Below are 15,154 nucleotides of genomic sequence, written 5' to 3' on the forward strand. Positions count from 1 at the left end.
ATTAAACTGCCACAGTCCTGTTGAATTTAGGACTATGGCAGCGTAGGTGTTTTTTCTTATCCCGTTTTACTGGGCCAGTTCAGTCTACGGGAGCTGGTTTTTTATCCTTTTGAGTTTATTTAAAACTTCTCCTATAAAGAATAAGCGCAGAGAGTGCTAAACAAGCAATCGTAACAATCGGTCCAACATCTTTTAAATAATAAAGAATCATTCCCCACAAATTCCCTGTTAAATCGAAATGGGAAACAGGTATTTCATTCATATCAATTGTCTGCCTGTCCAAATATAGCGGTTTGTATAGAATAATGGTTAATATAACAGCAAAACAACCATGTAAAATCCTAGCAAAAAAATATGGGAAATAACGAATATCTGTTTTTGAAAGAATACTAGCTACTTGTGCGTGAATCGAAAGACCATTAAAACCGAGAATAAAGCTGATAATAATTGCTTGCTGTAGTAAGGTATCTGTCATCGTCTGAGAGATCATACTTGCCCCAATTGTAATTTCAAATAAACCTGAAAAAATTGGAAGCGCCAAATCCGTAGGGAAATCGATAAGAATTAAAAGCTGTTCCCAAATTGTAGCGATAGCAGATGAAATACCAACTAAAAATAACAGTTTTATTAGAACTGAAAAAAGAATGATGAATCCACCAACCATGACTAAAGTTTTAATGGAATTTAACACAGCATCCCCAAGAATTTCCCCTAGTGGTTTATTCGCTTTTACACGTGATTCGTGCATTTCTCGAAAAGCTTTTATTAGTGAAACTTTCTGCATGCTTGTTTTTTTCCTACGCTTTGTTGCTTCTTCCTTTCTTCCATAGAACCGCATGCAAAAACCAACCATTGCATTACTTGTATAATGACAGACTGCTAAAAGTGCTCCCAGCTTTAAATCATGGAAAAATCCAGCAGAGATTGCTCCGAAAATAAATAATGGACTGGAATTATTGGTAAATGAAACGAGTCGTTCCGCTTCAATTTTCGACAGCTGCTTCTCTTCCCGTAAACGCGCTGTTATCTTTGCCCCTGTAGGATAGCCGCTGGCCATTCCCATCATCCACCCGAAACTTCCAGAGCCTGGAACGTTGAATAATGGTCGCATGATTGGTTCAAACAATATTCCAAAAAAGTTTACAACCCCAAATGCAAGCAATAATTCAGCCGTAATAAAAAATGGGAGCAGGGAAGGAAATACTACTTCCCACCACATATTTAATCCGCGAATGCCGGCTTCTAATGCCTGATCAGGAAAGCGGATTAAAGAAATCGTTAAAAAAATGGAAAGACTTGAATAAATGAAGGTTTTAAGTAATTGTCCCAATCGAAAGCCTCCTACGAAATGAACCTAGCTCTGTACAACTTATTTCGTTAGTAGTAGAATTATTCTAGCTTGTACTAAACGTGATTCGAAAAAGTACGATCTGTACAATATACGCTCATACAACAGATAAATATTCCATAGACATGTTAAAGAAATGTTTGGAAGGAAGAAAGGGGCCATAAGTTGCGATGAGAATGACAAAAAGAAATGTACTATTTTTTATTATCATAATTGCTCTCGTTTACTTTCTTGGTACATATCAATTACCATATTATATTCAAAAACCCGGTGGAGCGAATGCCCTAAACCCTATTGTGGAGGTTGCAGATAGTTTTGAAAGTGAAGGAGACATGCACCTTGTAACAGTAAGTGGCCTTCAAGCAACGCCAATTCAGTATGTGTTGGCTAAACTATTCGCCTATCATGATATCTTGCCATTGGATCAAGTGTTCCCAGAAGGGATTTCACAAGATGATTATATGCATGCTCAGCTGCAAGTGATGGAGAGCTCACAGGAAGCTGCGACAGTAGTAGCCTATGAAGCTGCAGGTGAAGATATAACCATTGAATATCGAGGTGTCTATGTTGTTTCTGTTGTTGATGGTATGCCGGCAGAAGGAAAGCTTGAAACAGGGGACCGGATTATTGGAATTGATGGTCATGAAATTCGAGAATCAGCGGATTTAATTCAGTATGTGGATAATAAAGAAGCTGGAGATACTGTTCTAATCGAATTTGTTCGTGAGGATGAGACGAAGGAAGCAGAGATTACGCTTGAGGAATTTAGTAGCTTAGACAATCGAGTGGGCATCGGAATTAGTCTTGTTACAGATCGTAATGTAACAGTTGACCGAGAAATTCAGTTTTCTAGTGGAAACATAGGTGGCCCAAGTGCGGGATTAATGTTCACTTTGGAAATTTACGATCAATTAACAGAAGAAGATATTACAAAAGGTTATGAGATTGCTGGTACTGGAGAAATCGATTATGATGGAAATGTACTTCGAATCGGTGGAATTGATAAGAAAATAGTCGCTGCAGATAAAGAAGGAATCGATATTTTCTTTGCACCAAATGAAAAAGGAGCAGCAGATTCTAATTATGAACTTGCGAAGAAAACAGCGGAAGAAATCGGCACCGATATGCAGGTTATCCCTGTAGATACATTTGACGATGCATTACGTTTTTTAGAGGAACTAAAAGAATAAGTTGAGTATGAAATGAGTTCTGTAGATAATAAAAATAGCTGTAAAAAATAGATCTTGGAAAAGATCTATTTTTTTACAGCTAGCAACCTAATACTGGACAATCATCGTAAGTGAAGATGCTTTGTTATAGTATGATCGGTGCTTGTAATTCCTGTTTAAACAGCATTTGTCTGCTTCGTGGTGGCAGAATGCTATAATAGGCATTTGTTGCTTTTTCCTCGATAGATAATATATCGTGTTGATTCCTGCCTAAGCTTGATAGGATTGGAACATTTATTTGTTTCTTTTGTTGATTTAAATAGTTTCTTCCGTTGTTGGTTAGACCGAGTACACGAACGTATGGTACGGACGAAGCTTCAAAAATCCTCTCTACATCAGCTTTTTTTGTATTCGTTAATATATGGACAAATATTCGCTGGATTCTTGTCCATGTGTAACGTTTGGTTTTAATAGCTTCAACCCAGGATTGGAAGGAATTAGCCGTTCTAGCTGCAGTTTTAATTCTGTATTCAATCCCTTCATCAACACCATGTATATTTGCAAGCTCATCTTTTGACATAGTCATCACTCGGTAGTGTAAAAGCGGGAAGTATTTTTCCCAATCATGCCAATAAGTAGCTGTACGCTTATATTGTTGTAATTGGTGGACAGTTTCTGTTGGAAGACTATCGGTAATGTTAGGTACCAATGCATGTTGTTTCATTAGTTCTTTACGAATACTAGTTGCACTAGCGATCGTTCCAGTTATTGTTTCATCATGAAAGGCATTCGCTTTCCGTTTTATCGTTAATGGTGTAATTGGTAGGTTGTTTTCCATAATTGCTTTCACATAGCTGTACCCAAGAATATTATTTGGCTTTGATAAATCCATACTTGTATCTGTAAGCCCTATTTCTTTATAAGCAAATGTACTAGCTTCCGGAAAGGAACTTCCAGCATCTAAATAATGTTTAAGTATATGATCATAGGTTGATGAATTCTCTTTAAACGTATGATAGCTTGATATAAAGCTATTTATTGATCCTGATTCACTCCCGAAGCAGATGCTATTCACACCGAATGCAGAAAGTGTTTTAACAGCTCCAGTAGCAAAAATATCACTATGCTGCACTGCATATACGTAAGGGAGTTCAAGTACAACATCGATGCCTGTGTGAAGTGCAGCTCTTGCGCGATGAAATTTATCGATGATAGCAGGTTCGCCACGCTGCAAAAATGAGCCACTCATGACAGCAACTACACAGTCGGCAGCAGCTGTTTTTTTAGCTTCCTCCAAATGATAGACATGCCCATTATGGAATGGATTGTATTCGACAATTAGACCACATACATTCATTTCCTCAACTCCCATAGGGTTAATGGTTTATATTGTAACAAAATATGGTCATTACCGCATCTTCCATGCTATAATGGTTAGTAAAATTGTTAACGGGAAGAATACATAATACGTGTAAAGAAAAAATGTTGACAAAAGCTAGATTTTCTTTTAAAATAACTCTTGTTGCCTAGAGGTGATAATATTGAAATTTACATTAAGTCAGATAAGAAAAATTGCTGTCAATAAGCCATTTGAATTTGATGAGATTGTGGATGTTTCCGAACTTGAAACAATGAACAATGATATACGTAAAATTAAGCCCGTTCGTGTTCATGGGAAAGCTGACATTCATGGAAATCAATTCTTTTTCTCTTTTCTGATTGAAGGGGAAATGGTATTACCATGTGCTAGAACATTGGTTGATGTTCCATATCCATTTACAGTTAAAGCAAATGAAGTGTTTTCAACTTCTTCTTATGATGAATATGATGAAGAAGAACATGAAATCCATCTAATAGATGGCGAAGTGCTTGACGTAACTCCGATTATCAAGGAAAATATTTTATTGGAAGTCCCATTTCGTGTATTTTCCAAAGAGACAAATCCGGAAGAAGGAGCTCCTTCTAAAGGGAATGGTTGGGAATTTATTTCAGAAGTGAAAACAGAAAAGACAATAGATCCCCGTTTGAAGAAATTGGAGTCTTTGCTTAAAAATAATAAGAAAGAAAAATAAGAATTCAATGCGTGTTCTCAAGGTGGATAAAAAGGACCGAGAGCCAACGAGCTTCTCGTGTGTAGTGGTGACTTCGACGTTCGACACAGAACGTGTCGGTACTTAGTCGAAGGTCTACTGCTCTCGAAGTGCCATTTTACCGGACTTTTTGAACATCCTCTAACATTCAAGTTTTACTTTCATTTGAAGGAGGTGTAAGTCATGGCAGTACCTAAACAAAGAACGTCTAAAAAAGTTAAAAATCAACGTCGTACTCATAAAAAATTACACGTACCTGGCATGGTAGAATGTTCTAATTGTGGTGAATTAACAAAGCCGCACCATGTTTGTAAATCTTGCGGACACTATGATGGAAAAGAAGTAGTGAGCAACTAATATCAGGATGTACAAGAAACAGATCACAATTTAAAGTGGTCTGTTTTTTATTTTTGAAAGAAATGCGATGTAGAAGCCGTTCTAAACAACGATTATTGTACATATTTGAAAAAAAGCCTTGAAGTGTGTTCACATTTTATTTCTTTGTATAAAAGACTACAATTTTTTTGGCCGGAGTTGGTCTAGTGGATTTTGGTGAAACAATGTGCATTCCTGAAAAATTTTCGTGAGGAAGTAAGAATCCTATTCTAGTACCCCTATTTTTTGCATACATTGATAGCAAACGTGTTAGGAGGGGTGTTATGAACGATACAAGGCAGGATGCATGGACGAAGGATGAGGATATTATCCTTGCTGAAACGGTATTGCGTTTTATTCGGGAAGGTAGGACTCAACTGGAAGCATTTAAGGAAGTTGCATCGCAGCTTTCTCGGACATCAGCAGCGTGTGGATTTCGCTGGAATGCTACTATTCGGAAACAATATCAAAATGCCATTCAGTTGGCTAAAGAAGAACGAAAAAGCGGGTTAAGGAAAGCGACGCCTAGTTCTAATAATAATGAATCCGAAGAACGGTATACGATAGAATCTGCTATACTTTTACTCGAAAAAATGAAAACTAATTTTGAAGAAGCTGGAAAAATGGAGTTAGACAAAGAATATCAACAGAAACTCCAAGATGTAGAGCAAGAAAACGAAAGGCTAAAAAATCAATTATCACGTTATGATAACGCGTGGCAGGAAATGAATAAGCTATGGACTTGGGTTAGAGAAAGTAAGCATAGTTAATTCAAGGTAAAAAGGAATATGTAAATCCACGGCATAATAGTACATTTATAAAATTGTCCACGTGCTTGTTCTTAGGTAGTGAAAAAGACATGAATTGAGATATCCCATTCATGTCTTTCTTTTCATTAGTTATTAATAACTTCTTTTTCATGTACACCTTCAGGAAGCCAGATAAGTGGATTTTCTCCTAAGTCTCTTTCCATTTCATAATGTGCTTTTACAAATCCCATTTTTTCCCAGAATCCATGAGAATTAATCCGTGGGCTTGTTTTAATCGGTAGGTTAAAGTCTTTTGCGAAATCAACCATTAACTTGCCATATCCTCTACCTTGGTAATCTGGTAGAACCTCAAGCTTCCATAGTGTTAAATAGTCCTGTTGTGGCGAGAAGTAATAATCGTATTTTTTATTAACCTCATATAGGCTCATTCTTGCAATTAGATTATTACCATAGTAAATCCCGTAAAAGGGAGACTTACTATCATTTTCAATGATGTTATTTTGTAAATCTTCCATCATCGTTAATTCTTGATTCCCATATTCTTTAAAACGTTTGAATTTCTCAAGTGTCTTATAATTGACTAAAAGATTTTCAACCTTTACTTGTTCCATTAACTTACTCCCCCTATCTAAAGTTAGCACCTATATACTTCACACTGTTACCTGAACCCCTAATGAAGCGTTTACTTCGTGTAAGTAAAGTATGTTTATAAATACAGTATAATACAAAAGTGATAATTTTTAAATAAGTTGTAAATCCATGTAGGGATAATCGTAAAATAACTAGAAAATTTTAAGCCATCTCATGCGCTTATCTGGTACAATAAAAAAATAAGTTTATCGTGAGGAAAGGCAGAAATAATTAAGGATACTAGAAAAGGGGAAAACAGATAGCATATGCTTGATTTTTTTATTTATAGTGTTGCGTTTTTTATTACACTTCCATTGATTGCGACGACACTCATTTATGTAATCTCGATAAAAAAACATCGAAACAAATTACGAGCGCTGCATCAAGCCGTGAATTGGACAACGATTTTATATATTGTCGCAGTTTCTATCATGCTTAATCTAATTGTGGGAAGCAGCTTTTCGGGGTGGATGATTGTTTTATTTCTCATCGCCCTAGCCAGTGTGATTATATTCCAGTGGAAAAACCATACGGAGGTCGTTTTTCGAAAGGCGATAAAAATCATTTGGCGATTCGCTTTTTTGTTGTATTTCACTTTGTACATATTGCTTGCGCTCATAGGTGTCATTCAACGATTAGTAGGATAAATTAATAAGTATAAACAGATTAGATGAAATAGAAGTAGTTTTTATGTACAATACAATTTGTACATAATGATATATAGAAGGAGAACGGAATCCATGCGAATCAACCCTATACAACTGAAGACTCAAAGTCAGCTGATAACGGATTACCGTAATAATACAGGTACTATTATGGATTTCTTTGATTATCTACCATACGATAATTACAGTCAGCGAGTCGACGATCTACATGAACGTACGTTTGATCGTAAACAGTTAACAGATGCATTATACACAATAAATAAGGAATGGGACGCACCAGCGTCAACTTTGAATAATATTGAAAGGTTAAAAGAAACGGATAGTGTTGTAGTTATTGGAGGACAACAAGCAGGTCTCTTAACAGGACCCGTGTACACAATAAATAAAATTATCTCCATTATTCAACTTGCCCGGCAACAGGAAGAGAAGTTAGGGGTTCCGGTAATTCCTGTTTTCTGGATTGCTGGTGAAGATCATGACTTTGACGAAATTAACCATGTTTATTTACCGGATGCTTCCCAAATGAAAAAATATAAAATCCGTCACCGTTTAATGGAGAAACGTTCTGTATCAGATATATCCATCAATCGGCAAGCTGCTGTTGAATGGGTGGATGAATTGTTTGAACAGTTGCAAGAAACCCAGTTTACGAAACGTATTTATGACTCAATTCATGACACTATCGAGTTATCGGACACATATGCTGATTTTTTTGCTCGGATAATCTTTCATCTATTTAAGGGAGAGGGACTTGTTCTCCTAGATTCCGGTAGTGAAAAGGTTAGGCAGCTAGAAACAGAGCATTTCAAAAAAATGATAACCCATCATAAGGAAATCAGTGAAGGTGTACATGAAGCTTCTGAACGACTTGCAAAAGATGGATATACTATTTCCTTAGAGGTCAGTAAAACAGATGGGCATCTGTTTTATCATCAAGAACATGAACGAATTCTCCTTTTTAGAAACGATGAGGAAGAATGGATAGGGAAACAGAATGAAGTGTGCTTTCAGACAAATGAATTAATCTCAATTGCTGAAAATCACCCAGAGCTATTAAGCAATAATGTGGTAACTCGTCCATTGATGCAGGAACTGCTATTTCCGACGTTAGCATTTGTTGGTGGCCCAGGTGAAATAGGGTATTGGGCTGCATTACAACCTGCATTTCACGCATTGGAAATCAAGATGCCACCAGTGGTACCACGCTTATCATTCACAGTCGTTGAAGACAAAGTGAAGAAAGCATTAGAACGATTTGAAATCGATATTGCTGATGCACTCAATAAAGGTGTCGGTACCTTTAAAGAGACATGGTTACAATCAAAAAGTAATCCTCCAGTTGAAGAATTGTCTGTTCAAATGAAGGAAGTAATTGAAACCGCACATCAGCCATTAAGGAAATTAGCAAAGAGCATTCGAGCTGACCTCGGTGATTTAAGTGAAAAGAATCTAGCGTATTTAAATCGTGATATTGATTTTCTAACGGAACGAATCAAGAAAGTCTTAGAAGAAAAATATGAAAAGGAATTAAAGGCTTTTGATGAAATACAAATAGCGCTCCATCCACATGGTGGATTACAGGAGCGGGTTTGGAATCCCTTGCCATGGATCAATACTTATGGAGTGGAGATCATTTCAGAGCTAACAAGTCGACCTTACGCTTTTGAAAAGGGTCATTATATTATCTATATTTAATTGGTTTTGGGAAAGCATCACCACTATCCCCCACCATTTTATAAAACAATGAGAAAAAGCTGTCAATCGTTGATATGGCAGCTTTTTCTCATTGTTTTATTATGGTAAAAAAGACCTATTTTAGCCTTGGGAGAATATTTTTTAATAAATAAAGTGGAGGATAGTGGAGGGATGTGGTAATATAAAAAATATGAAAGTGGGGCGGACTAGATGTTCATGGGCGAATACCTACATAGCATTGATACAAAAGGTAGAATTATTGTCCCTTCCAAGTTTCGTGAAGACCTCGGAGCTAGCTTCGTGGTAACACGCGGACTGGATAAGTGTCTATTCGCATACCCTATGGAAGAATGGAAAATTTTAGAAGAAAAATTAAAGAAACTCCCACTTACTAAAAAGGATGCCAGAGCGTTTACACGTTTTTTCTTTTCCGGTGCTGTTGAATGTGAAGTCGACAAGCAGGGAAGAATAAATATTCCTCAAACTCTTCGCAAGTATGCAAACCTAGAAAAGGATTGTAACGTTATCGGTGTATCAAACCGAGTAGAGTTCTGGGCAAGTGACAGCTGGGAAGAATATGTTACAGAATCTGAGGAATCCTTTGGAGAGATTGCTGAAAATCTAATGGATTTTGATCTTTAATCTTCTTGGAAAAGCTTTTTCACAGAACGACCTTAGTCGTAAATCAATAAAGTGGGTGTAAGTATGTTTGAACATTATAGTGTATTAAAAAATGAAACGATAAAAGGGTTGGCGATTAATCCGAACGGTACATATGTAGATTGTACGGTAGGCGGTGGTGGCCACTCGTTAGAAATCGCTCAGAGACTGAGTGAGAATGGGTTGCTTATCGCTTTTGACCAGGACATCGATGCGTTAGAAGCTGCAAAGTCAAGGTTAAAAGCATATGAGGATAAAATTTTATTTATTCACTCCAATTTCCGAGGATTGGAAAGAGAATTGACAACACGACAAATAACGCATGTGGATGGAATTTTATTTGATCTTGGTGTTTCCTCGCCGCAGCTAGATAGAGGAGAAAGAGGATTCAGCTATCAACACGATGCCGAGCTGGATATGCGCATGAATCAGACAGAAGAGCTAACTGCTTATGAGATAGTCAACACATGGCCTTACAACCAATTGGTTTCAATCTTTTTTAATTATGGTGAAGAGAAATTTTCCAAGCAAATCGCAAGGAAAATTGAAGCACATCGAGAGAAAGAGGAAATAAAAACAACGCACCAATTGGTAGAAATTATTAAAGAAGGTATCCCCGCACCTGCAAGACGTAAAGGGGGACATCCAGCAAAGCGAATTTTCCAAGCATTGCGTATTGCTGTGAATGATGAACTAGCAGCATTTAACGATGCACTTCATCAAGCGGCGAGAATGGTCGATGTTGGAGGGAGAATTGCCGTTATTACATTCCATTCGCTTGAAGATAGACTTTGTAAACAAGCATTTAAAAAATGGAGTACGGAAAAGGATACACCAAGAAATTTACCAGTTATTCCAATAGAACATCAAGCGCCATTTAAATTAATTACAAGAAAACCGGTCATTCCAAAAGACATGGAATTGGATGAAAATCGCAGATCGCGTTCCGCAAAGTTACGTGTTGTTGAGAAAACAAATGCATGGAGAAATGAATTTACTTATGAAGAAGGGTGGAAAAAATAATGAGTGCTAATCAAGCTCGCAATTGGCAACAAATCAATCCACAACATACTCCGAATACAGAAAAAAAAGTTTCCGTTAAAGTAAAAAATAATGGATGGATAACCAAAGGTGAAAAGGTTATTTACTCATTTATTGGTACCTGCCTCGTTATTTCCGGTATTTATATGGTGTCATATTCCTCGACAACTGATACAATAAATAGGGAACTTCAGCAGCTTGAACAAACCGTGAATACGCAACAGGTAACGAATGAAGGTCTCACGTTTGAAATGAAGGAATTGTCAAGACCGGAACGAATTATCGAGATTGCTGACAAAAATGGATTGAAAATCCAAAATGCGGAAGTAAAACAAGCGCAGACGTTTAACAACTAAGCAAGGGGCTCGACATATGAATAAAAACAAGACAACGCATTTGATGGCAGGAGTATTCATCATTATCTTTGTCGCTGTTTTCTTGGTTTTAACTGGAAGGTTTATGTATATCCAGGCTACAGGCGAAATAAATGGTGTCTCATTGGATGAATGGGCCGAGCAGAAGCGGACCTCATCATTTACGCTAAGTGCTGAAAGAGGAAAAATTTTTGATAACAATGGAATGATACTTGCATATGATAGACCGACTTATCGAATGTATGCAATTATTGATGAAACGTATTCTGAGAAATCAGAGGGGCCGCTGCATGTAGAAGATCCACAAAAAACTGCAGAAGTATTGGCGCCTCTTTTAGACGTTGAAGCTAGCGATATATTGGATCCATTAGTAAGAGGGATTGAGAATAATAGGTTCCAAGTAGAATTCGGGAAAATTGGCAAAGAAATTCCACAAAAGAAAAAAGATGAGATTGAAGAATTAAATATTCCTGGTATTCAATTTGAAGAAGAAGCCTTAAGGTATTATCCGAATGGAATGTTTGCATCCCATATCATTGGCTTTGCTAGAGAAACCGAAGTAGAAACGGATGAGGGCATAAGGGATGAAATAGTTGGGATTGCCGGTATGGAAAACGAAATGAACGACCTCTTAAGTGGAAAACAAGGTTACATTTCTTATCAGCGGGATAGATACAATAAAAAGTTATTGGACCCCAAGGAGATTATTCACCTTCCTGAGGATGGAGACGATGTGTATTTAACAATTGACCAAAAAATCCAAACGTTAATGGAGGATGCATTGTCTCAGGTAGAGGAACAATACAACCCTAAGAAAATGACTGCAATTGTTATGGATCCTAAAACAGGAAAAGTGTTGGCGATGAGCAGTCGTCCAAGCTATGATCCTAACAATCCATCAAATGTTGAGAACTGGTATAACGATGTTATTTCAACACCATTTGAACCTGGGTCTACAGTTAAAATGTTTACGTGGGCCGCTGCGATTGAAGAAGGGGTTTATAATGGTTCAGAAGAATTTAAATCAGGAAACTATCAGCCAAATGAAAAGATTAGTAAGATTAATGACCACAATGGTGGGAAAGGCTGGGGATCAATTTCTTATGACGAAGGTTTTCAACGGTCTTCCAATGTTGCAGCAGCAAAGCTTGCATGGGAAAAGCTAGGTGCAGATACATTTTTAGAGTACTTACACGCGTTCGGTTTTGGCGAAGAAACAGGTATTGATTTGCCTGGAGAAGTAAGTGGACATATTTTGTATAATTGGCCATTGGAAAAGATTACAACTGCTTTTGGTCAAGGTAGTACAACAACACCAATTCAACAGATGAAAGCAGCAACAGCGATTGCAAATGGTGGAAAAATGCTACAGCCTTATGTTATCGATAAAATTGTTGACTCATCTACCGGAGAAACGATAGAACAGAAGGAGCCAACAGTGGTCGGTGAGCCAATATCAGAAGAAACATCACAGCAAGTGCTAGAATTACTAGAATCTGTCGTTAATGGGGAGAATGGAACCGGAAAACCATACCAACTAGAAGATTATACAGTTGGCGGAAAAAGTGGTACAGCTGAAATACCAAACCCTGATGGTCCTGGTTATTTAACGGGAAGAGAAAATTATGTCTTTTCATTCCTTGGTATGGCGCCAATTGAAGATCCACAATTAATGATGTATGTTTCTGTACAGCAGCCTGAGTTAGAACCAACGGAAGCTAGGTCTGCTCCAGTTTCGTTTATATTTAAGAATGTAATGGAAAATAGTCTGCACTACTTAAATATCGATCCAAGTAATGAGGAAAAAGATGTCGTTCAACAACTAACCGTTCCTAAAGTAGTTGGGGAGAATCCATCAGAAATAGTTGCGGAATTGCAGGATAATGGTCTAGAGGTTTCCTTGATAGGGGATGGAGAAACAATTGTTTCCGCAAGTGTTGATGAGGGTGAGACAGTCTTTCCAAGTGAGCGAGTTATTCTAGTTACAAACGAGCCTGTAATGCCAGATATTATCGGTTGGTCTCTGAGAGATGTAATGAAATTAGCAGAATTAATGCAATTAAAAACAGAGACATTCGGCAGTGGTTATGTAGTGACACAGAACATACCTGAGGGAACCCCCCTTAAAGAGAATGACTATTTAGGAATTGAATTATTACCTCCGAACGAAGAGGCCGATGAAGAAACAAATGATAACGATGAGGAAACAACGGACGATTCCTCGTCTGAAGAGGGGTAAATTCAGTCTTCGAATAACCGTTATGAAGATAAACAGTGTTCTATTCAGTTTTTTTTACTCATATAGTGATTACAAACCAGCCTGGGAAAAGGGGATGGAGAATGAAACGTGTATCCACTATTACAGTAAAAAAGCGAATCGTCACTGTTTTTCTTTTGGGACTCCTTTTATTAGCGATTATTATTGTTCGATTAGGGTATGTTCAATTTGTAATGGGGGAGCGGCTAACAGGACAAGCCCATGATCTTTGGACACGAGATATTAGTTTTCAAGCGGAACGTGGCCATATATTGGATGCGGAAGGAGACATTTTAGCTGAGAATGTTACTGCGCCTTCCGTAATTGCGATTCCAAGACAAATAGAGGATCCAGAAGATGCTGCAGGGAAATTAGCAACAATCTTGGATGTGTCAAAGGAAAGGATTTTAGAACGATTAACAAAAAATGAATCAAGTGTTAGTTTTCGGCCAGAGGGAATTAAAATTTCTGGAGAGCAGGAAATAGCAATACGTGAATTGAATTTGAAAGGTATCTATTTGGCGAAGGATTCAAAACGTCATTACCCATATGGCGATGATTTATCTCATGTGCTCGGTTTTACTGGGATTGATAATCAAGGGCTGATGGGACTGGAGCTTTCGTATGAGGATAAGCTTGCCGGGGACCCCGGAAGCCTTTCTTTCTATTCGGATGCGAAGGGACGAAGGCTAGATAATTTGGCAGATGTTTATACACCTCCAACGGATGGTTTAAATTTAAAAACAACGATTAATTCCAAAGTACAAGCAATCATGGAACGAGAACTAGATGCAGCTGTATTAAAATATAATCCAGATGGAGCGTTGGCAATTGCTGTTAATCCGAAAACAGGTGGTGTTCTCGGTATGACAACACGGCCAAATTTTCAACCGGAAAATTATCAGGATGTAGATGCGTCGATATTTGGCAGGAATTTGCCAATTTGGAGTACCTATGAACCTGGGTCAACATTTAAAATAATTACACTTGCTGCAGCATTAGAGGAGAAAGTGGTCGACCTTGAAAAAGACACCTATCATGATACTGGACATATAACGGTAGGTGGAGCAAAAATCCGTTGCTGGAAAAGTGGAGGTCATGGACATCAAAGCTATCTGGAAGTTGTCCAAAATTCGTGTAACCCGGGATTCGTTAATCTCGGTCAACTTCTTGGAACAGAAAAGTTGTTTTCGTATATTGATGCGTTTGGATTTGGCAAGAAAACGGGAATTGACTTACAAGGAGAAGGCAATGGAATTCTCTTTAATCCTGAAAATGTTGGTCCGGTTGAATTAGCCACCACTTCATTCGGACAAGGGGTTTCTGTAACACCTATACAACAGGTGATGGCAGTTGCTGCGGCGATTAATGGTGGCTATTTATATGAACCATATATTGCAGAAGAATGGATAGATCCGATTACAGGAGAAACCGTTGAAAAAGTAGAGCCGAATATGAAGCAACGTGTCATATCAAGTAGTACCTCTGATGAGGTTCGCCATGCGCTAGAGAGTGTGGTTGCCCAAGGGACTGGACGACCTGCATATGTGGATGGATATCGAGTTGGTGGAAAAACGGGTACTGCACAGAAGGTAGGTCCAAATGGTGGCTATCTAGAAAATAACTATATTGTATCGTTTATTGGATTTGCACCAGCAGATGATCCGGAGATTGTTGTCTATTTAGCAGTAGATAATCCGAAAAACACCATTCAGTTTGGTGGTGTCGTTGCTGCGCCAATAGTAGGAACGATTATCGGGGATAGTTTAAGAGCAATGGACGTGAAGCCAAGTGAAGACGGTTTAGAAAAAGACTATTTATGGCCAGAGCAACCAAAAGTGGAGGTTCCAGATATGATTGGTCAAACGAAACAGGAGCTAGCCGAATATTTACTTGAATTATCTATTGAAACAAACGGAGACGGTGATTATATTACCGATCAGGCTCCAAAACCAGGAACAAAGCTGGAACCAGGGTCTACAGTGAGAATTTATTTATCTGATGAAAATAATCGTTAATTCGATGGAAATTTGCTATAATAAGGGAAGTTAATATCAGAGAATACTTCTAAAACGTAACA

General features: G+C 37.8%; 14 protein-coding genes. 11 read left to right on the forward strand and 3 right to left on the reverse strand.

Annotation, left to right across the window (positions count from 1 at the left end; genetic code table 11):
- Positions 1 to 115: 115 nt before the first annotated feature.
- Positions 116 to 1,330, reverse strand: coding sequence for a sporulation integral membrane protein YlbJ (gene ylbJ, locus F1560_RS18920; protein ID WP_149476193.1), 1,215 nt, complete (start codon positions 1,328 to 1,330; stop codon positions 116 to 118).
- A gap of 188 nt (positions 1,331 to 1,518) precedes the next feature.
- Here ylbJ and F1560_RS18925 point away from each other — a divergent pair, with 188 nt between their 5' ends.
- Positions 1,519 to 2,538 (forward strand): SepM family pheromone-processing serine protease, encoded by a 1,020-nt coding sequence (locus F1560_RS18925; protein WP_149476194.1) that lies wholly within the window; start codon positions 1,519 to 1,521, stop codon positions 2,536 to 2,538.
- Positions 2,539 to 2,662: 124 nt separating this feature from the next.
- Here the strand turns inward: F1560_RS18925 and F1560_RS18930 are convergent, their stop codons facing one another.
- A complete protein-coding gene (locus F1560_RS18930; RefSeq protein ID WP_149476195.1) occupies positions 2,663 to 3,874 on the reverse strand; it encodes a nucleotidyltransferase in 1,212 nt (403 codons plus the stop codon).
- Between the two features lie 184 nt (positions 3,875 to 4,058).
- Between F1560_RS18930 and F1560_RS18935 the strand changes: the two genes are divergently transcribed.
- The 3 genes from F1560_RS18935 to F1560_RS18945 all read left to right on the forward strand — a co-directional run bounded on the left by F1560_RS18935 (position 4,059) and on the right by F1560_RS18945 (position 5,752).
- On the forward strand, positions 4,059 to 4,589 hold the full coding sequence (locus F1560_RS18935; protein WP_149476196.1) for a YceD family protein: 531 nt from the start codon (positions 4,059 to 4,061) through the stop codon (positions 4,587 to 4,589).
- A 201-nt stretch (positions 4,590 to 4,790) separates the two neighbouring features.
- Complete coding sequence (rpmF, locus tag F1560_RS18940) at positions 4,791 to 4,964, forward strand: 50S ribosomal protein L32 (protein ID WP_095308485.1); 174 nt, start codon at positions 4,791 to 4,793, stop codon at positions 4,962 to 4,964.
- A gap of 302 nt (positions 4,965 to 5,266) precedes the next feature.
- Complete coding sequence (locus F1560_RS18945; protein ID WP_149476197.1) at positions 5,267 to 5,752, forward strand: RsfA family transcriptional regulator; 486 nt, start codon at positions 5,267 to 5,269, stop codon at positions 5,750 to 5,752.
- Between the two features lie 125 nt (positions 5,753 to 5,877).
- Here the strand turns inward: F1560_RS18945 and F1560_RS18950 are convergent, their stop codons facing one another.
- Positions 5,878 to 6,363: an N-acetyltransferase gene (locus tag F1560_RS18950; protein WP_149476198.1), complete on the reverse strand. Its 486-nt coding sequence runs from the start codon at positions 6,361 to 6,363 to the stop codon at positions 5,878 to 5,880.
- A 285-nt stretch (positions 6,364 to 6,648) separates the two neighbouring features.
- Here F1560_RS18950 and F1560_RS18955 point away from each other — a divergent pair, with 285 nt between their 5' ends.
- The 7 genes from F1560_RS18955 to F1560_RS18985 all read left to right on the forward strand — a co-directional run bounded on the left by F1560_RS18955 (position 6,649) and on the right by F1560_RS18985 (position 15,092).
- Positions 6,649 to 7,029, forward strand: coding sequence for a DUF3397 domain-containing protein (locus tag F1560_RS18955; protein ID WP_149476199.1), 381 nt, complete (start codon positions 6,649 to 6,651; stop codon positions 7,027 to 7,029).
- Between the two features lie 93 nt (positions 7,030 to 7,122).
- On the forward strand, positions 7,123 to 8,742 hold the full coding sequence (bshC, locus tag F1560_RS18960; protein ID WP_149476200.1) for a bacillithiol biosynthesis cysteine-adding enzyme BshC: 1,620 nt from the start codon (positions 7,123 to 7,125) through the stop codon (positions 8,740 to 8,742).
- A gap of 210 nt (positions 8,743 to 8,952) precedes the next feature.
- The gene (gene mraZ, locus F1560_RS18965) at positions 8,953 to 9,384 is read left to right on the forward strand and encodes a division/cell wall cluster transcriptional repressor MraZ (protein ID WP_149476201.1); all 432 of its coding nucleotides are present in this window, start codon (positions 8,953 to 8,955) and stop codon (positions 9,382 to 9,384) included.
- A gap of 63 nt (positions 9,385 to 9,447) precedes the next feature.
- Positions 9,448 to 10,425 (forward strand): 16S rRNA (cytosine(1402)-N(4))-methyltransferase RsmH, encoded by a 978-nt coding sequence (gene rsmH / locus F1560_RS18970; RefSeq protein ID WP_187773779.1) that lies wholly within the window; start codon positions 9,448 to 9,450, stop codon positions 10,423 to 10,425.
- Complete coding sequence (gene ftsL, locus F1560_RS18975) at positions 10,425 to 10,799, forward strand: cell division protein FtsL (RefSeq protein WP_149476203.1); 375 nt, start codon at positions 10,425 to 10,427, stop codon at positions 10,797 to 10,799. Before rsmH ends, ftsL begins: the two co-directional genes overlap by 1 nt.
- 16 nt (positions 10,800 to 10,815) lie before the next feature.
- Entirely contained in the window at positions 10,816 to 13,056 is a 2,241-nt protein-coding gene (locus F1560_RS18980; RefSeq protein WP_149476204.1) for a penicillin-binding protein, read from the forward strand.
- Between the two features lie 101 nt (positions 13,057 to 13,157).
- Complete coding sequence (locus tag F1560_RS18985; protein ID WP_149476205.1) at positions 13,158 to 15,092, forward strand: stage V sporulation protein D; 1,935 nt, start codon at positions 13,158 to 13,160, stop codon at positions 15,090 to 15,092.
- Positions 15,093 to 15,154 lie beyond the last annotated feature (62 nt).

The sequence above is a fragment of the Oceanobacillus polygoni genome, assembly GCF_008304605.1.
Lineage (GTDB): Bacteria > Bacillota > Bacilli > Bacillales > Amphibacillaceae > Oceanobacillus > Oceanobacillus polygoni.

Coding starts and splice junctions, on each gene's coding strand:
- F1560_RS18925 (WP_149476194.1), top strand. CDS start 1,519: ATGAGAATGACAAAAAGAAATGTACTATTTTTTATTATCATAATTGCT.
- F1560_RS18930 (WP_149476195.1), bottom strand. CDS start 3,874: ATGAATGTATGTGGTCTAATTGTCGAATACAATCCATTCCATAATGGG.
- rpmF (WP_095308485.1), top strand. CDS start 4,791: ATGGCAGTACCTAAACAAAGAACGTCTAAAAAAGTTAAAAATCAACGT.
- F1560_RS18945 (WP_149476197.1), top strand. CDS start 5,267: ATGAACGATACAAGGCAGGATGCATGGACGAAGGATGAGGATATTATC.
- F1560_RS18950 (WP_149476198.1), bottom strand. CDS start 6,363: ATGGAACAAGTAAAGGTTGAAAATCTTTTAGTCAATTATAAGACACTT.
- F1560_RS18955 (WP_149476199.1), top strand. CDS start 6,649: ATGCTTGATTTTTTTATTTATAGTGTTGCGTTTTTTATTACACTTCCA.
- bshC (WP_149476200.1), top strand. CDS start 7,123: ATGCGAATCAACCCTATACAACTGAAGACTCAAAGTCAGCTGATAACG.
- mraZ (WP_149476201.1), top strand. CDS start 8,953: ATGTTCATGGGCGAATACCTACATAGCATTGATACAAAAGGTAGAATT.
- rsmH (WP_187773779.1), top strand. CDS start 9,448: ATGTTTGAACATTATAGTGTATTAAAAAATGAAACGATAAAAGGGTTG.
- ftsL (WP_149476203.1), top strand. CDS start 10,425: ATGAGTGCTAATCAAGCTCGCAATTGGCAACAAATCAATCCACAACAT.
- F1560_RS18980 (WP_149476204.1), top strand. CDS start 10,816: ATGAATAAAAACAAGACAACGCATTTGATGGCAGGAGTATTCATCATT.
- F1560_RS18985 (WP_149476205.1), top strand. CDS start 13,158: ATGAAACGTGTATCCACTATTACAGTAAAAAAGCGAATCGTCACTGTT.